Raw genomic sequence first — 16,165 nt, 5'->3', positions numbered from 1 at the left:
AGGGTATACGCACCCGGGGAGTACCGACTGGTGGCGTGCGGTCACGTGTCGTGGTGACCGGCGGTGCGTCAGGCGACGGGGGCGTGCCGCGCCGGCAGCCGGCGTACGTCGGGCGCGGCCAGCGCCACCACGGTGACCAGCACCATCAGTACGGCGGAGGCGACGAGGGCGGGGCGTACGCCGACGGCCGCGGCCAGCGGTCCCGCGACGGCGATGCCGATCGGCGCCACCGCGAGCGACCCGAACAGGTCCCACGACGACACCCGCGAGATCGCCCCGGCCGGTACTTCCCGTTGCAGCGTGGTCGTCCACAGCACGCCGAACACGTCGCTGCCGATGCCGCAGACGAGCGCGGCGGCGAGCGTCAGCCACAGCGGCGCGCCGAGCCCGAGCGCGAGTACCGCGAACGCGAGGGCGACGGCGGCGAAACCGTTGCCCAGTACGGAGACGGTGCGGGCGCCGGTGAGGAGGGCGAAGCGCGGGTCGCGGAGGACGGCGAGCCGGGTCACCGCCGGGTGGCCGGCTCCTCCGGCGCGTCGGTGGACTCGGTCTCGGCGGCGGCGCGGCGGCGACCGCGGATCCCGCGGACCAGCTCGATCAGCATCGGCAGGACGGAGATCACCACGATCGCGGCGATCACCGGCAGCACGTACCGGTCGATGACGCTCGGCGGGATGACGCCGGCCGTACGGTTGCCGAGCAGCAGGATGCTGTCGGTCCAGACGACGCCGCCGATCACGTTCCACAGCAGGAACTTCTTCGCCGGCATCTCCAGGATCCCGGCGACCGGGTTGAGGAACGCCCGCACCACCGGGATGAACCGGGCCAGTACGACCGCCTTCGCCGGGCCGAACTTGTTGAAGTAGTGCTCCGCCTTCTCGACGTACTGCGCCTTGAAGATGCGGGACTCCGGTCGGTCGAACAGCGACCGCCCGAACTTCGCGCCGAGGAAGTGGCCGAGCTGTGCGCCCGCGATCGCCATGATCGGTACGCCGACCATCAGCGCCGGGAACGACAGCTTCGCGCCGACCAGCTGCTCCGCCACCGACGAACTGGCGATGCCCGCGATGAACAGCAGCGAGTCGCCGGGGAGGAAGAACCCGAAGAACAGCCCGGTCTCCACGAAGATCACCGTGTACACACCGACGAGCCCGAACGAGCCGATCAGGGACTTGGGATCGAGGAGGTTGACCGCCAGGATCTCGGTGCTCGCCCGGGTCTGCTCATGGTCCACCCGCGGAAGCGTACCGGGCGCCCGTGAACGGCGGCTTCGGCCGTACGGGCCGGGTGCCGCGGGACACGGCGCCCGGCGGTCAGCCTTCCGGCGCGAGGTGCGCCGGCCGGCCGGTACGCCGGGGCCGCCGGTTCTTCAGCGCCGGCACCAGCAGCCCCACCGCCACCCCGACCACCAGGTACCCGCAGATGACCAGCAGGTACGTGGTGATGTTGTGCGAGCCGAAGTACGTGACGTTCCGTACGGTCTGGGTGCCGGCACCGGTCGTGATCCACGGCCCGATCGCCCGCCAGAACGTCGGCAGCATCGGCCACGGCCACACCCCGCCCGAACTCGGGTTGCCGAGTACCACGAAGACCGCGATGGCGATGCCGATGCCGATCACGCCGGCGAGTACCTGGCAGGCCATGGTGAACGCGGCCGTCGCGAACACCAGCAGCGCGCCGATCCACCACAGGTCACCGACCGACGCGGGCAGCGCGTGCAGTACCGGGCCGACGATGATCGCGCCACCGAGCCCGGCGAGTACCGAGTAGACCGCCATGGCGGCGAGGCGGATCAGGGCGCGGCGCAGGTTGGCGGGGCGGGTACCGGCGGAGATGCCGAGCATCGAGGCGACCAGGTAGCCGCCCACGCTCCACGCCACCACCAGGTAGAACGAGGACAGCTCGTCGTTGTCGGCGCGCGCCACCGGCGTCGTGTCGACCACCGTGAGCCGCAGCCCGGCCCTCGGCGCGAACGCGGTGAACACCTTCGTCAACGCCGCGGACATGGCGGGCCCGGCGGCGCTCGCCACGAACAACCGTCCGGTACCGCCGGTCGCGGTCGGCGTGACCACGAACGCGCCGTCGGCGTCGCGGGTGGTGACCTGGCGGCGCGCCGTGGCCGGGTCGTTCTCCGCGCGGGCCTTGACCGGCTCGCCGGGCAGCGCGTTCAACCTGTCGATCAGCTGTCCGCGTACCGCCGCCGGCGCGCTCACCGCCACGTCGATGTGGTGCGGCTTCGGGTCGTGCAGCCCACCGATGTACGAGTACGCGAAGGCGAGCAGCAGCACGAACACGCCGACCACGAGCAGCGTCGTACGCGGGGTGATCGCGTCCTTCCAGTCGCGCAGCGCCGCGTTCTCCCGGTGCCGGTGGTGCTCGGTCTCCTCGGCCACGCCCGCCCCCCGATACGTTGCTTGGGGAGAGCTTCTCCCGTTCCCGGCGGGCGGGCGGCGGTTTCGCCGAGATTCAACCGGCCCGTACGGCGTCGGCCCGGTCGACGAACACCGGGTTCGTCATCGCCGCCATCGACCCGTACGGCGTGACGTCGTCGTCGTGCCGTACCTCGGCCCGGACGTAGTTCGTGTACCGCGCCGTCGTCGTCCAGCGCACCGGCCCGTCCGCCGGCGCCGTGTGTACGGTCCCGCGGTCGGTCACCAGCCGCACCGTCCCGTCCGGTACGCCCGTGACGTCGAGCGCGACGGTGACCGGGGTGTCCGGGCCGGCCGCGAGCCGTTCGCCGATGCCCGCCCGCGTGCCACCCGCGCTCACCTCGAACGTCAGGCCCACCCCCGCGTCGTCCGCGATCCACGAACGCCCCGCCGCGATGCCCGCGAGGATCCCCGTACGGGACAGCGCGTCGGCGTACACCACGGTCTGGGGGAGGCCGACCACGTCGTCGTGCGCGTGCGCGTCGCTGTTGCCCATCGCCGGGATCCACCGGTCCCCCGCGACGAGCAGCCCGTCCCACATCGCCAGCGTCGCCTCGTCCGTCAGCTCCCAGCTGCCGTTCCACACCTCGATCGCGTCCGCGCGGGCATACCCGAACTTCCACGAACACGCCACACACGTCCCGTACGGATGCGCCGGGACCAGCAGCGCGCCCGCCTCCCGTACCTGATCCGCGATCCCGTCGAACACCCCGTCCGCCGCGCGGAACCGCCAGTCGATCCACGTGCCCGGCGGCAGACCGATCGCCAGACAGTGCCCGTTCCGGGTGGTGATCTCCTCACCCGTCAGTACCAGCAGATCCGGGCCCGCGTGCGCGCCCCACGCCGGATGCGACGCCGGGGTGTTGTGCTCCGAACTGCCCAGGAAATCCAGCCCCCGGGCACGGGCCGCCGCCGCCACCTCACCCGGCGTACGCCGGCCGTCCGAGAAGACCGTGTGCAGGTGACAGTCCCCCCGGTACCAGCCCGGCCCCCGCCCCGTGTCCGCCGGCGGAAACCCACCCGGAACCGCCGGGCGCGCCGCCGGAACCGGCTCGTCCGCCAACGTCACCGTGACCGTGTAGTCCATGCCCCCCGGCGCCACCGTGTACGGGCCCAGCACCACGTGCCACGTCCCCGCACCCACCGGACCCGGCAGATACCCCGGAGTCGCCTCGTACGGGCCGATCTCGAACTGGTCCCGCGCCCCACCCGACCAGCCCCGGAACCCGACAGCGGTACCCCGCTCGTCGAACACGCCGATGTCGCAGGCGTTCCCCGGCACGCGGTCGTACGAGTAGCGCACCCCGATCCGACTCGTACCCGGCGGCACCGAGACCGGCAGGTACACGTAATCGGGGGCGCCCGGGGTGAGATGCCCGGTGTACGTGCGGATGTCCATGACGACAGTCTGCGCGCAGGGCGGGGTGCGGTGCAGGGCGGTGGGGGCGGTGTCGAGGGGGTGGTGCGTGGGGGCGGTGCGTGGGGGTGGTGTCGCGGAGGTACGTGGCGCGCACGTCGCTCAGTCCACAGTGGACAGAGGGCAGAGGGCAGAGGGCAGAGTCGGCAATCGATTGTTCAACTGTTGACTTGTCCAATTGTTGAACAAGTGCACAATTGAACAATAATCGGTCGTACCAATCTGCCGCGCTCTGCGCCACCGCGCCCCGCCGGCACCCCGCGCCGCGCGCTCGCCCCGCCCACCGCGCCCCGCCCGCGCCCCGCCACACCACGCGCCCCAACCCCGAAAGATGACGGACCGATAACGCCGCTGATCGTTCATCCCGCCGCGGGAGCCCTGTTCCGGTCCGGCGGGCATCATGCGGTCCATGCGTATTCGTGCTGTACTCGCCGCCTCGGTGACCGCTCTCGGGGTGCTCGGCGGCATCGCCACGGCCGGTCCGGCGTCGGCCGGCGGTTCGACCACGGGCGATCTCGGCGCCTGTTCCCCGTACGTCTCGTTGCGTGGGTTCTCGGACGAGTTGGACAAGACGTCGCTGGATGGTGAGCCGGTCGGTGAGTTGTCGGCGCTCCAGTACGACGGGTCGCGGCTGTTGGCGGTGAGCGACACGTCGGTGTTGTGGTCGTTGACGCGTCCGTCGCGGTCGCTGGTGACGAAGCCGGTTGCGTACCAGCCGATCCGGGATGAGAAGGGGGAGCCGATCGACGCGGAGGCGATTGCGGTCGATCGGGACGGGTCGCGGCTGATCACGTCGGAGGTGGAGCCGTCGGTCCGCCGGTACGACCGGGCGGGGCATGTGTTGTCGAGTCTGCCGGTGCCGGACCGGTTCCGGGTGGAGCCGACCGGTGAGGCGGACCCGAACGGCAGTTTCGAGGGGTTGACGCTGCTGCCAGGTGACCGTTCGCTGGTGGCGACGATGGAGTTGCCGTTGTCGGGCGACGGCCTGGACGCGAACGGCAACGGGCTCAACCGTTTCATCCGTTGGGACCGGCGGGGCAACGGTGAGTTCGCGGTGGCGCAGCAGTACGCGTTCACGGTGGACGCGGGGCTGGCGATCTCGGACGTGCAGGCGATTTCCCCGACGAAGCTCCTGGTACTGGAGCGTGGCTGGAAGAAGGGTTACGGCAACACGATCCGGCTGTACGTGGCGGATCTGGCGGGTGCGCAGGACGTGTCGGACGTGGCGAGCCTGCGGGACACGCCGGTGCGCCAGGTGCACCGGACGCTGCTGGCGGACATCGGCCAGTGCCCGAGCGGTGGCGCGACGGCGAAGCAGCCGCAGCCGAATCCGTTGCTGGACAACATCGAGGGCATGGTCTTCACGGGCCGGCATCTGCCCGGTGGCCGCCGCGAGCTGCTGATGGTGTCGGACGACAACCAGAGCGCAACCCAGATCACCCGCCTGTACTCGCTGGCGGTCCGGGTCTGACGACGTACCGCGGGGCGGGGGACCGTGTCCCCCGCCCCGTTCGTGCGCGCGCCCCTGCGCGGCGCACCCCCGGCTCACCGCACCGGCACCGCCGCGCGCTCGTCGTACGCGGGGGTGGTGGCGGTGTGGACCTTGCGGGCGGCGAGGACCGCGAGCCCGGCGCCGATCAGCGCGAACACCACCTGTCCGGCGATGTCGACGGGGTGCTTGGGCACCAGCACGAACCCCACTCCGCAGTACGTGAGGACGGCGCCGGCGACCAGCGCGTACCGGTGCCGCAGCGTCCAGCCGGTACGCCGGGCGAGCAGGGTGACGGCGGCGCCGACCGCGGCGTACAGGGCGAGGTCGACGGGGATCGGCCAGCCGCCCGGCAGCAGCCACTCGGCGACGTGGAACAGTCCGGCGGCGACGACCGTACCGGCGGTGACGAGCCACGGCCGCGGCACCGAGCCGGCGCGCCCGGGAGCACCGGTGGGGCGGGGCCGCGGCAGCAGGAACGCGACCGCCGTGCTCACCGCGATCAGCCCCAGCGACAGCGCCACCTGCCACCCCACCAGCTGGTACTTGGCGTGGAAGCTGAGCTGGGTGAGCGTCACGCCGAGCACGAACACCAGCCCGGAGACGACCAGGCCGACCTTGCCGAGCCACGGCCCGGTGCCGCGCCGGGCGAACAGGGCCTCGGTGAGGCCGATCGACGCGCCGATGCTCCACACCACGTGCAGCGTGAGCACGTAGATCCACCAGGTCCAGCCGATGCCGAACAGCCGGCCGGCGTTCAGCAGGTGCAGCCCGACGAAGTTCGGGTCGAACAGGCTCATGTCGGCGAGCCCCTCCTCCGCCACCGCGTACGCGAGGCCGAGTGCCAGGATCGTCGGCCAGCCGCGCCCGGTACGCCGGGTCAGCTCGCGGATGAACAGGGCGCCGGCGCCGTACATCAGGGCCAGCATCGGGAGCAGGAACAGCATCCGTACCGAGACGTTGCCGAGCAGGTACTCCCCGACGAACGGGGCGAGCAGGAACAGGCTGAGGGCGGGCGCGAGGCGCCGCAGCAGACCGGGTTGCGCGGGTTCGTGGGACATGTCGACAGCGTCGCCCGCGCGGTACGTCGGCCACCAGAGTCGAGCATCCACCACCGGGCGGGACAAATGTCCCACGCCCGCGGTGGTCCGGCGGGCGTGCCGCGACTAGCGTGGGTGGCCGGAGGTGGCGTCGATGGGCAGCACCGAGGTCGACATCGGGCAGCCGGACCGGCTCAGCCTCGCCGATCCGTACACGGTGTCCACGGAGTACTGGCACGAGTTGCCGGACGGTCGGATCCAGTGCGACGTGTGTCCGCGCGCGTGCCGGCTGCGCGAGGGGCAGCGTGGCCTGTGCTTCGTCCGCGGCCGGGTCGACGACCGCATCGTCCTCGCGTCGTACGGGCGGTCGTCGGGGTTCTGCGTCGACCCGATCGAGAAGAAGCCGCTCAACCACTTCCTGCCGGGCAGCCCGGTGCTCTCCTTCGGTACGGCCGGCTGCAACCTCGCCTGCCGGTTCTGCCAGAACTGGGACATCTCCAAGTCGCGCGAGATCGACACGCTGACGTCGGCCGCCGGTCCGGAGACGTTGGCCCGCGCCGCCGAGCAGCTCGGTTGCCGTTCGATCGCCTTCACGTACAACGACCCCACGATCTTCCTGGAGTACGCGATGGACGTCGCGGACGCGTGCCGGGAGCGGGGGATCCGGGCGGTCGCGGTGAGCGCCGGGTACGTGAACGAGCCGGCCCGCGCCGACCTGTACGCGCACATGGACGCGGCGAACATCGACCTCAAGGCATTCACCGACGAGTTCTACCGGAAGGTGGCGTTCGGCCGGCTGGGTGCGGTGCTGGAGACGCTGGAGTACCTGGCGTCGACGGACGTGTGGCTGGAGGTGACCACGCTGCTCATCCCGGGCCACAACGACTCCGACGCGGAGATCGCCGAGCAGTGCGCGTGGTACGCGGAGCATCTCGGTGACCGGGTTCCCTTGCACTTCACCGCCTTCCACCCGGACTTCAAGATGACGGACGTGCCGCGGACGCCGCCGGAGACGTTGCGCCGGGCCCGCCGGATCGCGCTCGACCACGGCCTGAAGTACGTCTACACGGGCAACGTGCACGACGCCGACGGCCAGACGACCCGCTGCCCGTCCTGCGGCGAGCCGGTCGTCGAGCGCGACTGGTACGTGCTGGGTGAGTACGGGTTGAGCGACGACGGGCACTGTGTCCACTGTGGAGCGAGCGTGGACGGCGTGTACGACGGGCCGCCCGGCAGCTGGGGTTCCCGTCGCCGCCCGGTACGGCTGGTCGAGCACGGCGCGCCCGCCGGCCCGCACGACCGGCGCACCGCTCCGGCGCGTACGGACACCGGGAATGCCGCCGCCGCAACGGAAAGCGGCCGCTGATGGGGCCGGAGGTACGGCCGTCGGCGGTGGCCGGGCGGTTCTACCCGGGCCGCTCGGACGGGCTGCGCGAGCTGGTCGACCGCCTGATGTCCACAGTGGACGTACCGGACGGCGAGCCGCTCGCCCCGGCGTACGTGGTGCCGCACGCCGGCTACCGCTTCTCCGGCCCCACCGCCGCCCTCGTGTACGCACGGCTGCGCGCGCACGCGGACGAGATCTCGCGGGTGCTGCTCGTCGGCCCCGCCCACCACGTACGGCTGCGCGGCTGCGCGGTGTCCACAGTGGACGAATGGCGCACCCCGCTCGGTACGGTCCCGCTCGACCCGGCCCTCCGCGACACCCTGGTCGACGGCGGGCACGCGCAGCCCGACGACGCGCCGCACGCCCCGGAACACTCCCTGGAGGTACAGGTCCCGTTCCTGCAGCGGGCGCTGCGTCCCGGCACCCCGTTCGTACCGGTCGTGACCGGGCCGGCCGCCGCGGACGAGGTGGCCGACCTGCTCGCCGCCGCGTCCGGCGACGGCACGGTGCTGATCTGCTCCACCGACCTGTCCCACTACCAGCCGGACGCCGTCGCCCGCGACCAGGACGCCGCGACCGTCCGCGCCGTCACCGAGCGCGCGCCCGACCGCATCGGCGTACGTGACGCCTGCGGGGTGTTCGCGCTGCGCGGCCTGACCGCCCTCGCCGCCCGCCGCGACTGGACCCCGACCCTCCTCGGGTACGCCACCTCGGCGGACACCCTCGGCCCGCCGGAACGCGTCGTCGGCTACGCCGCCCTCGCCGTCCGCTGACTCAGCGGTACTCGTCCTCGTACCCGACGATCCGCGACTGCTCGACCGCGTCGTACTCGTCGGCCTCGGTGCCGACGCGGGTGGTCGGCGCCGTCCGCTCCTCCTCGGACTCGACCGGCACGGACTGCTCGGCCGCGTCGGCCTCCGGCGCCTCCGGATCGCCAACGCCCGGCGCGGCGTCGCGTTCGTCCACGAACTCCGTCTCCGACTCGGTCATGGCACCTCCCGCGCATCGAGTACGAGTACCGCGTGAACCACCGTAACCGGCACGAGCGGCGGTACGCACGGGTAACGGCGGGCACGGGTGGCCTCTCGTACCGGGCGTCTGGTTTCTGCGGGATACTCGGGCACATGCGGCGGGCCGAGCGCCCGCGTGCCGGGACATCGAGGTCCCACCTTCAGCGGTGTCGGCCCCGTGGGGACGCCGCGCCGACAAGACTGGACGAGTACCAGACAGCACAGCGGAGGAGCGCACATGCCCATTGCGACGCCCGAGGTGTACGCGGACATGCTGGACCGCGCGAAGGCCGGCGCCTTCGCGTACCCGGCGATCAACGTCACCTCGTCGCAGACCCTGAACGCCGCGCTGCGGGGCTTCGCCGACGCCGGCAGCGACGGCATCGTGCAGGTGTCGACCGGCGGCGCCGAGTACCTGTCCGGGTCGACGATCAAGGACAAGGTGACCGGCGCGGCGGCCCTCGCGGCGTACGCGCACGAGGTGGCGAAGAACTACCCGGTCAACATCGCCCTGCACACCGACCACTGCCCGAAGGACAAGCTGGACAGCTTCGTACGGCCGCTGCTGGCGATCTCGGCCGAGCGGGTGGCGCGCGGCGAGGAGCCGCTGTTCCAGTCGCACATGTGGGACGGTTCGGCCGTGCCGCTGGACGAGAACCTCCGGATCGCGCAGGAGCTGCTGGCGCTCGCCAAGGCCGCGCGGATCGTACTGGAGGTCGAGATCGGCGTGGTCGGCGGCGAGGAGGACGGCGTCGTCGGCGAGATCAACGACAAGCTGTACACCACGCCGGAGGACGGCCTGAAGACCGTCGAGGCCCTCGGTACCGGGGAGAACGGCCGGTACCTGACGGCGTTGACGTTCGGCAACGTGCACGGCGTGTACAAGCCGGGCAACGTGAAGCTGCGTCCGGAGATCCTGAAGCAGATCCAGGACGAGGTCGGCGCGAAGGTGGGCAAGGCCCGCCCGTTCGACCTGGTGTTCCACGGCGGGTCCGGCTCGACGCTGGAGGAGATCCGTACCGCGGTGGACAACGGCGTCGTCAAGATGAACATCGACACCGACACGCAGTACGCGTTCACCCGGCCGGTCGTGGACCACATGTTCCGCAACTACGACGGCGTACTGAAGATCGACGGCGAGGTCGGCGACAAGAAGAAGTACGACCCGCGTACCTGGGGGAAGTCGGCGGAGCAGGGGATGGCCGAGCGCATCGCCGAGGCGTGCGAGGCGCTGCGCTCCACCGGTACCTCGTCGGCGAAGTCGTAACGAGCGTCACACACCGACTCGCCAACACGACAGAAAGTGTGGTACGAACGGCGCCCGGCCCGGTCTACAGTCCGAGCCGGGCGCCGATCGGTACCGTTGTCGCTTCGTACTGTTGATCATCGGCCGCCGTCGATCTTTCGTGATACGGAACGGGGTCGCAAGATGCCGACTGGAACTGGCTTTCTGGGGGGATGAGCACCTTCTACCTCGTGCAGCACGCCGAGAAACAGCGCAGGGGAGGCGATCCCGGGCTGACCGTCACGGGCCGCGCCCAGGCGTTGTGGACCGGCTCGTGCCTTCGGGGCAGAGGGGTGACCGAGGTCTGGTCCAGCCCGCAGCGCCGCGCGCGGGAGACCGCCGAGATCATCGCCGCCGTCCTCGGTCTCCCGGTGCAGACCGACCCGCGCCTGCGCGAGCGCATCATCTGGGACGGCGCCCAACCACTCGACGAGTTCCGGGCGGACTGGAACCGGTCCACCGCGGACCGCGACTTCCGGCCGCCGCTCGGTGACTCGTCCCGGGACGCCGGGGAACGGTTCGCCGCGTTCCTCGACGAGCACGCCGACGGCCGCGGTACCACCATCGTCGTCTCGCACGGCGGCGTCACCGTCGACGCGCTTCGCACCCTCTTCGGCGACGGGTCGCTCGCCGAACGGCCCGAGCTGCTCAACCGCGGCGTACCGCCGTGCGCGTTGACGACACTCAGCCGTACCGACAGCGGGTTGGCGCTCGGGCAGCTCGCCGACGACGGGCACCTGCACGCGGCCGAGGCGCCCATCGGCGCGTTCACCCACCAGGTCGGCGGCTACCGGCCGCGCTGGCTGTACTCCGCGCGCGAGGTGCTCGACGTGCACGGCAGCCGGCTGTCCGACCTGATCGGCCGCCAGCTCCGGCACACCTGGCTGCTGTGGGACCGCGACCTCGACGAGTGGTACAGCGAGGGGCCGGTGGTGTTCGACTTCGCCGGCACCCGGCTGACCGTGTGCCACCGCCGTTCCGGTGAATGCTCGCTCAGCTGGGACGACCTCGACCCCAGCGAACCGGTCGACGCCGGTGACGAGAGCCTCCGGCTGTGCTGGCGCAGCGACCCCGTCCCGCCGCTCGCCGCCCTGGTCGACCGCCCGCTGCGGCTCCTCGACGTCGTCGAGGACGGCGACGAGGACGGGCGCTGGGTGATCGATGCGCTGGAGTTCGGCTTCGGCGACCCGCGGCTGCGGCTCGCCAACGAGAGCGGCCACAACGCCCTCTCCGGTACCGGTCCGCCCGCGGGCGAGTCACGCCGCCGCGTACGCATCGCCTGACCTCGCCCGTACCCCGGACATGGCGAAGGCCCGTCGCGCTGGGCAACGGGCCTTCGCTGTCCCGGGTCCTGGGGAGGCTCCGGACATCTCCTATGTCGTCAGGGGGGCCGCCCGCGTTACACGGCCCCACAGAACTTTTTCGGCCGCACGGCCGAGGGCGCCCGCGCGGCCCGGACCCGATGGACAGGTAGCGTTTGACTCTCCGACGCCAAGACGATCCAGAATGGCGGGATGACCGTGTCGCACCACAACCTGCTCGGCGAGCCGCCGGCCACGCTCCTCCCCGAGGAGCCCGAGGCGGACAAGGCGCTCGACGCCGCGCTGCCCGACGGTGACGTGTCCGCCGTCGCCGCCGACTTCCCGTCGTACTCGGCGGCCTGGGCCGAACTCGCCACCCGCGCCCTGACCGCCGGCGACCCGGTCGCGGCCTACGCGTACGCCCGGACCGGCTACCACCGCGGCCTCGACCAGCTCCGCCGCGCCGGCTGGAAGGGCCACGGGCCCGTACCGTGGTCGCACCTGCCCAACCGCGGCTTCCTGCGCTCCCTGCACGCCCTCGGCCAGGCCGCCAGCGAGATCGGCGAGTCCGACGAGGCCGCGCGCTGCGCCACGTTCCTCCGCGACTGCGACCCTTCCGCCGCCGACGCCCTCGACGGCTAGTTCCGCGGACTCAGGACGACGGTGGCGGCGTTGTCGGGCCGCTTGTGTGCCAACACCGCACACGGCGCGACCCTCCGCCTTGTCACCGTCGCCCTGAGCCTCGCGGAACCTTCTCCCTGGTACGAACCTTCTCCCTGGTACGAAGGTCAACCGCTCGTGCTCCGCGCCGTCCGTGGTGACCGTCGTTTCGCTCCGGTACGGGTGCCGGCGGTGTTCCCGGGTCGGCGGCTGGCCGCGGTGGCGAGGGCAACCAGGACGGCGGTGGCGGTGGCGCCGAGGGCCAGCGGCGGGAGGACGGCGGCCGCCGGGGCGAGGAGTACGAGGGCGGCGAGGGCTGCGGGGTGGCCACGGGGGCAGCCAGCCGGTGACCGTACGGGCGAAGAGGGCGTGGCCGGCGACGAAGAGTGCGGGGCCGCCGAGGGTGGCGAGTGCGGTGGCGACGGCGGGGTGGCCGGTGGGGTGCGCGATGACGAGTTCGCCCGCGACGGCGCAGAGGATGACCCCGGCGACCATCGGCAGGTGCAGGTACGTGTAGGCGGAGCGGGCGAGGCGTCCCGGGTCGTCGGGCTCCGCGGCGGTGCCGGTGGGGCGGCCGAAGTAGATCCACCAGAGTGCGGCGATCCCGGCGAACACGGTGCCGAGCGCGCCGGTCCCGTACGCGGTGGGCCGGTGCGCGGCGAATGATGCGCCGGCGAGGAGTACCGATTCGCCGAGGGCGATGATCAGGAAGAGCTGGCAGCGTTCGGCGAGGTGCCCGCCGTCGACCGACCAGTCCGCGGTACGGGACCGGCCGAGCAGCGGCGTCGCGTACCCGTGCCACGGTGCCGTGTACTCGCAGGCCACGGCGAGCAGCCAGAACGGTACCCGGAGCGGCGCGGCGAGCCCGCCGGCGAGCCACAGCGCGCCGGACAGCGCCTGCCAGCACAGGATCCGCCGGAACGTCGGGCCGAGCGGCGCCCGCCGCGCGGCGACCGCGACGAACAGCGCGCGACCCACCTGGAGCGTCACGTACGCGCCGGCGAACCAGGCGGCGCGCGGCCCGTACGCGTCGGGGATGGCGGCGGCCATGACGAGGCCGGCGAGCATCCCGCCGAGCAGCAGCAGCCGTACGGCGGGGTGGTCGGGTTCGAACCAGTTCGTCGTCCACGCGGTGTACATCCACGCCCACCAGACGGCGAGCAGGAGCAGCAGCGTGCCGGCCGCCCCGGCGGGCGTCGGGTGCGCGAGGATCCCGTGCGAGAGCTGCGTGACGGCGAAGACGAACACCAGGTCGACGAACAGTTCCAGCGGCCGCACCGGTACGCCGGCGACGCGCCGCCGCCACGCGCCGCCGGTCAGTTCGCGCCCCGGCCGGTACCGGCGACGCCGGTGTGCCGGTAGTGCCGCATCTCCTCGATGTTCGGGAAGTACGGCTGGACCTCGGCGAAGAAGTCCCGGAACGCGTCGCTGCCGCGGAATCCCTTGAGGTGGTCCTCGGCGGACGTCCACGTGATGCGCAGCGTGTAGCACTCCGGTTCCTCGTCGCACCGGGTCAGCTCGAAGTCGACGCACTGGGGTGCGGCGGCCAGCGGCACCGCGGCACGCTGGTACGCGGACTCGAACTGTTCGGCCCGGTCCGCCGGGATCCGGTAGCGGATGTACTCGATGATCATGAACTCAGCCAAGCACCGGCCGGAACGGGCCACAAGAACGCACTTTCCGGTGCGTGGTCGGAGGTGACCATGACGAACCACCCGGCGGAACCCGGACCGGGCGTCGGCAAGCGGTGGCACTGCCCGACCGAGGTCGCCATGGACGTACTCGGAGGGCGGTGGACGGTCGTGATCCTGGCGCACCTCAAGGAGGGCGTCCACCGGTACGGCGAGCTGCGGCGCCGGATGCCGGACATCACCGAGAAGATGCTCACCCAGCGGCTCCGCGAGCTCGAACGCGCCGGCCTGGTCGAACGGACCCCGCACGGCGGCGCGGCGGCGGACGACGCGCGCCCGTGGCTCGGCGTGTCGTACGACCTGACGGACGAGGGACGGGGTCTCAAACCCGTCCTCCAGGCCCTGTACGACTGGGGCGCCGCCCGCGCCGACCGGTACGCCCTGCCGGTCGACCCCGTCTCCTGACCGTCGCGCACACCCCGGCACGGCGTCGACCGCGCCGGGGCGTACCCCAGGGTGTGTCTGCGCAGGTTGCTGGCCGGCTGCGCCGGGCCCACCTATGAGGGCACGCCCTAGAGGCCCTCGGCGACGGCGGCGGCGATCTTCAGCCAGGCGTCCCGGCTCGACTGCGTGAGCCCCGCGTACCTTATGGGCTCGCCCGAGTCCAGCAGCTTCTCGTACGGCGCGAGCAGCACCGCGCGGGTGCGCGCCGAGAAGTGCCGCTGTACCGCCGGCAGGTCCAGGTCCTTGCGGTGCGCGGGCATGGACACCACCGTGACCGCCCGCCGTACGAGGTCGTGCCGGCCGGTCTGCTCCAGGTGGTCGAGGGCGCGCGCGGCCGTCTCGGCCGAGTCGTTGCGCGCCGACATGCAGACCACGAGCTGGTCGGTGGCGTCGATCGCGGACTGCCAGTTCGCGGCGCGCACGTTGTTCCCGGTGTCGACCACGATCAGCTTGTAGAACCGGCTGACCACGTCCCGGATCTCCCGGAACGCCTGCGACGTGAGCATCTCGCCGGCGGTGGCCGACTCGTCCGAGGCGAGTACGTCGAACATCGCCTCGCCCTGCGCCCGCACGTACTGCGAGAGGTCGCCGACGCGGCCGGTCGGGCCGCGGAAGTGGGCGAGGTCGCGCAACAGGTCCCGCACCGTACGGTTGTGGAAGTCCTGCGCGGCGCGCATCCCGAGCGTGCCCTGGGTCTCGTTGTTGTCCCAGGCCAGCACGTACCCGCCGCGCTTCTGGCCGAACGTCATCGCCAGCATCAGCACCGCGACCGTCTTGCCCGCGCCGCCCTTCGGGTTGATCACCGTGATCTGGCGCAGCCCGCCGAAGTTGCGCCGCACCATCTCCACGGCGTGCCGGGCGTCCTGCTCCTTGCGCCCCGGACCGAGCTTGACCAGCCCGAACGTACCGATCCGCATGGCCCGCCGCACGCCCTGGTTGGCGATCGGGTCGGCCGGCCGCGCCGCCCGCCGCTGCGCGAAGTCGTCCGCGGTCGGCGCGTGGTCGCCGCCCGGCAGCGGGTCGTGCGCCTGCTGCTGCCCCCGGTACGGCTGCTCCGGCGGCGCCTGAAACTGCCCCTGCTGCGGGTACTGCTGTGGCTGCGGCGCCTGCTGCTGCGGGTACGGCCCGCCCTGCGGCGCCGCCTGCGGCGGGTACGGCTCCTGCGGCAGGTACGGCTCCGCCTGCGGCGGCTGCGGGTACGGCTCGGGCTGCGGCGGCTGCGGGTACGGCTCGGGCTGCGGCGGCTGCGCCGTCGGGTACCCAGCGGTCGGCTGCTGTACCGGTGGCTGCACGGTCGGGTGCTCGCCGGTCGGCTGCTGGAACTCGGTGGGTTGCGCGCCGGCGTCGGCACGGAAGTCGTACGGCTCGTCGGGGTGGTGCGTGTCCGGCGCGAACTGCGGCCACGCGGCGGCCTGCTGCCCGGCCGGCGTGGCCGGGCCGAACGGGTCGATCTCCGGCGGCTCCGGGATCTGCGGCCAGCCCGCCTCGGCGCCGCCGGCGGGCGGCTCGGCGGCCGGCGGAGGCGCGCTCTGCCACGCCGCGTTCGTGATGTGCCCGTTGCCCGCGTGCCCGTTGCCTGCCCCGGTGTGGCCGTTGCCGTTCGGCTGGCCGTTGGGTTGGCCCGCCGCGAACGCCGGCCAGTCGGTCGGCGGCGCGTCCGTCGGCCCGCCCGACGCGAACGGCGACCACGGGTTCGGCTCCTGCGCCGGCTGCCCGGACACCGGCTGCCCGGGCGGCTGTTCCGGTGGCGTCTGCGGGGGCGGCCACGCCCCGGCCGGCGGCGCGTCGTCGACGTCCTCGCGCGGCGGCCAGGGCGCGCTCGGCCCGTCGCCGGCCGCGTCCGGCAACGGAGGCCACGCGCCCGGTGCGTCCTGCCGCGCCGCGGCACCGTCCTCGCCCGACGGCTCGGTCGGCTGTGGGTTGGTGCGGGAATCCTCCACCCGTTCCCCCTGTACTACCTGCGTGGGGTCCGACCGGTGGTCGCGACCCGTGGGTGCCCTACCGCACATTGT

At 72.5% G+C, this 16,165-nt stretch carries 15 protein-coding genes and 1 pseudogene; 7 read left to right on the top strand and 9 right to left on the bottom strand.

What is annotated here, in order from left to right; all coding sequences use genetic code 11:
* Positions 1-68 precede the first annotated feature (68 nt).
* The 4 genes from Aru02nite_RS24265 to Aru02nite_RS24250 form a co-directional block, all read right to left on the bottom strand.
* Positions 69-509, bottom strand: coding sequence for an MFS transporter (locus Aru02nite_RS24265; RefSeq protein WP_203661549.1), 441 nt, complete (start codon positions 507-509; stop codon positions 69-71).
* Positions 506-1,234, bottom strand: coding sequence for a DedA family protein (locus Aru02nite_RS24260; RefSeq protein WP_203661547.1), 729 nt, complete (start codon positions 1,232-1,234; stop codon positions 506-508). Before Aru02nite_RS24260 ends, Aru02nite_RS24265 begins: the two co-directional genes overlap by 4 nt.
* Positions 1,235-1,313: 79 nt before the next feature.
* Complete coding sequence (locus Aru02nite_RS24255) at positions 1,314-2,393, bottom strand: hypothetical protein (protein ID WP_203661545.1); 1,080 nt, start codon at positions 2,391-2,393, stop codon at positions 1,314-1,316.
* Between the two features lie 73 nt (positions 2,394-2,466).
* Positions 2,467-3,828 carry a CehA/McbA family metallohydrolase gene (locus Aru02nite_RS24250; protein WP_275408710.1) on the bottom strand — a complete coding sequence of 454 codons (1,362 nt, stop codon included), beginning with the start codon at positions 3,826-3,828 and terminating at the stop codon, positions 2,467-2,469.
* A 427-nt stretch (positions 3,829-4,255) separates the two neighbouring features.
* Here Aru02nite_RS24250 and Aru02nite_RS24245 point away from each other — a divergent pair, with 427 nt between their 5' ends.
* On the top strand, positions 4,256-5,317 hold the full coding sequence (locus tag Aru02nite_RS24245; RefSeq protein WP_203661543.1) for an esterase-like activity of phytase family protein: 1,062 nt from the start codon (positions 4,256-4,258) through the stop codon (positions 5,315-5,317).
* Positions 5,318-5,391: 74 nt separating this feature from the next.
* Here the strand turns inward: Aru02nite_RS24245 and Aru02nite_RS24240 are convergent, their stop codons facing one another.
* Complete coding sequence (locus Aru02nite_RS24240; RefSeq protein ID WP_203661541.1) at positions 5,392-6,396, bottom strand: hypothetical protein; 1,005 nt, start codon at positions 6,394-6,396, stop codon at positions 5,392-5,394.
* Positions 6,397-6,529: 133 nt separating this feature from the next.
* On the opposite strand from Aru02nite_RS24240, the gene amrS reads away from it, so the two are divergent.
* Positions 6,530-7,741, top strand: a complete 1,212-nt coding sequence (gene amrS / locus Aru02nite_RS24235) for an AmmeMemoRadiSam system radical SAM enzyme (RefSeq protein ID WP_203661539.1) — start codon at positions 6,530-6,532, stop codon at positions 7,739-7,741.
* Positions 7,741-8,535: an AmmeMemoRadiSam system protein B gene (gene amrB, locus Aru02nite_RS24230; protein ID WP_203661537.1), complete on the top strand. Its 795-nt coding sequence runs from the start codon at positions 7,741-7,743 to the stop codon at positions 8,533-8,535. Before amrS ends, amrB begins: the two co-directional genes overlap by 1 nt.
* Before the next feature lies 1 nt (position 8,536).
* On the opposite strand, the gene Aru02nite_RS24225 is transcribed toward amrB, so the two are convergent.
* Positions 8,537-8,752 carry an Rv3202a family protein gene (locus tag Aru02nite_RS24225; protein WP_203661535.1) on the bottom strand — a complete coding sequence of 72 codons (216 nt, stop codon included), beginning with the start codon at positions 8,750-8,752 and terminating at the stop codon, positions 8,537-8,539.
* Between the two features lie 258 nt (positions 8,753-9,010).
* Here Aru02nite_RS24225 and fbaA point away from each other — a divergent pair, with 258 nt between their 5' ends.
* From fbaA to Aru02nite_RS24210, 3 genes are all read left to right on the top strand, one after another.
* A complete protein-coding gene (gene fbaA, locus Aru02nite_RS24220; protein ID WP_203661533.1) occupies positions 9,011-10,039 on the top strand; it encodes a class II fructose-bisphosphate aldolase in 1,029 nt (342 codons plus the stop codon).
* 191 nt (positions 10,040-10,230) lie between these two features.
* Entirely contained in the window at positions 10,231-11,340 is a 1,110-nt protein-coding gene (locus Aru02nite_RS24215) for a histidine phosphatase family protein (RefSeq protein ID WP_203661531.1), read from the top strand.
* A gap of 231 nt (positions 11,341-11,571) precedes the next feature.
* The gene (locus tag Aru02nite_RS24210) at positions 11,572-12,000 is read left to right on the top strand and encodes a DUF3151 domain-containing protein (RefSeq protein WP_203661669.1); all 429 of its coding nucleotides are present in this window, start codon (positions 11,572-11,574) and stop codon (positions 11,998-12,000) included.
* Positions 12,001-12,372: 372 nt separating this feature from the next.
* Here the strand turns inward: Aru02nite_RS24210 and Aru02nite_RS36880 are convergent.
* Both Aru02nite_RS36880 and Aru02nite_RS24205 read right to left on the bottom strand, forming a co-directional pair.
* Positions 12,373-13,296, bottom strand: a pseudogene (locus Aru02nite_RS36880) (low temperature requirement protein A); the annotation flags it as partial.
* Positions 13,297-13,334: 38 nt separating this feature from the next.
* Positions 13,335-13,652: an antibiotic biosynthesis monooxygenase family protein gene (locus Aru02nite_RS24205; RefSeq protein WP_203661529.1), complete on the bottom strand. Its 318-nt coding sequence runs from the start codon at positions 13,650-13,652 to the stop codon at positions 13,335-13,337.
* 69 nt (positions 13,653-13,721) lie between these two features.
* Between Aru02nite_RS24205 and Aru02nite_RS24200 the strand changes: the two genes are divergently transcribed.
* Positions 13,722-14,114: a winged helix-turn-helix transcriptional regulator gene (locus tag Aru02nite_RS24200; protein ID WP_239076914.1), complete on the top strand. Its 393-nt coding sequence runs from the start codon at positions 13,722-13,724 to the stop codon at positions 14,112-14,114.
* Between the two features lie 107 nt (positions 14,115-14,221).
* Here the strand turns inward: Aru02nite_RS24200 and Aru02nite_RS36875 are convergent, their stop codons facing one another.
* On the bottom strand, positions 14,222-16,093 hold the full coding sequence (locus Aru02nite_RS36875) for a MinD/ParA family ATP-binding protein (RefSeq protein WP_239076913.1): 1,872 nt from the start codon (positions 16,091-16,093) through the stop codon (positions 14,222-14,224).
* Between the last annotated feature and the right edge of the window lie 72 nt (positions 16,094-16,165).

Source organism: Actinocatenispora rupis (assembly GCF_016861975.1).
Lineage (GTDB): Bacteria > Actinomycetota > Actinomycetes > Mycobacteriales > Micromonosporaceae > Actinocatenispora > Actinocatenispora rupis.
This window is presented reverse-complemented; position numbering and strand designations above follow the sequence as displayed.

Coding starts and splice junctions, on each gene's coding strand:
- Aru02nite_RS24200 (WP_239076914.1), top strand. CDS start 13,722: ATGACGAACCACCCGGCGGAACCCGGACCGGGCGTCGGCAAGCGGTGG.
- Aru02nite_RS24215 (WP_203661531.1), top strand. CDS start 10,231: ATGAGCACCTTCTACCTCGTGCAGCACGCCGAGAAACAGCGCAGGGGA.
- fbaA (WP_203661533.1), top strand. CDS start 9,011: ATGCCCATTGCGACGCCCGAGGTGTACGCGGACATGCTGGACCGCGCG.
- Aru02nite_RS24250 (WP_275408710.1), bottom strand. CDS start 3,828: ATGGACATCCGCACGTACACCGGGCATCTCACCCCGGGCGCCCCCGAT.
- Aru02nite_RS24205 (WP_203661529.1), bottom strand. CDS start 13,652: ATGATCATCGAGTACATCCGCTACCGGATCCCGGCGGACCGGGCCGAA.
- Aru02nite_RS24240 (WP_203661541.1), bottom strand. CDS start 6,396: ATGTCCCACGAACCCGCGCAACCCGGTCTGCTGCGGCGCCTCGCGCCC.
- amrB (WP_203661537.1), top strand. CDS start 7,741: ATGGGGCCGGAGGTACGGCCGTCGGCGGTGGCCGGGCGGTTCTACCCG.
- Aru02nite_RS24245 (WP_203661543.1), top strand. CDS start 4,256: ATGCGTATTCGTGCTGTACTCGCCGCCTCGGTGACCGCTCTCGGGGTG.
- Aru02nite_RS24210 (WP_203661669.1), top strand. CDS start 11,572: ATGACCGTGTCGCACCACAACCTGCTCGGCGAGCCGCCGGCCACGCTC.
- Aru02nite_RS24225 (WP_203661535.1), bottom strand. CDS start 8,752: ATGACCGAGTCGGAGACGGAGTTCGTGGACGAACGCGACGCCGCGCCG.
- amrS (WP_203661539.1), top strand. CDS start 6,530: ATGGGCAGCACCGAGGTCGACATCGGGCAGCCGGACCGGCTCAGCCTC.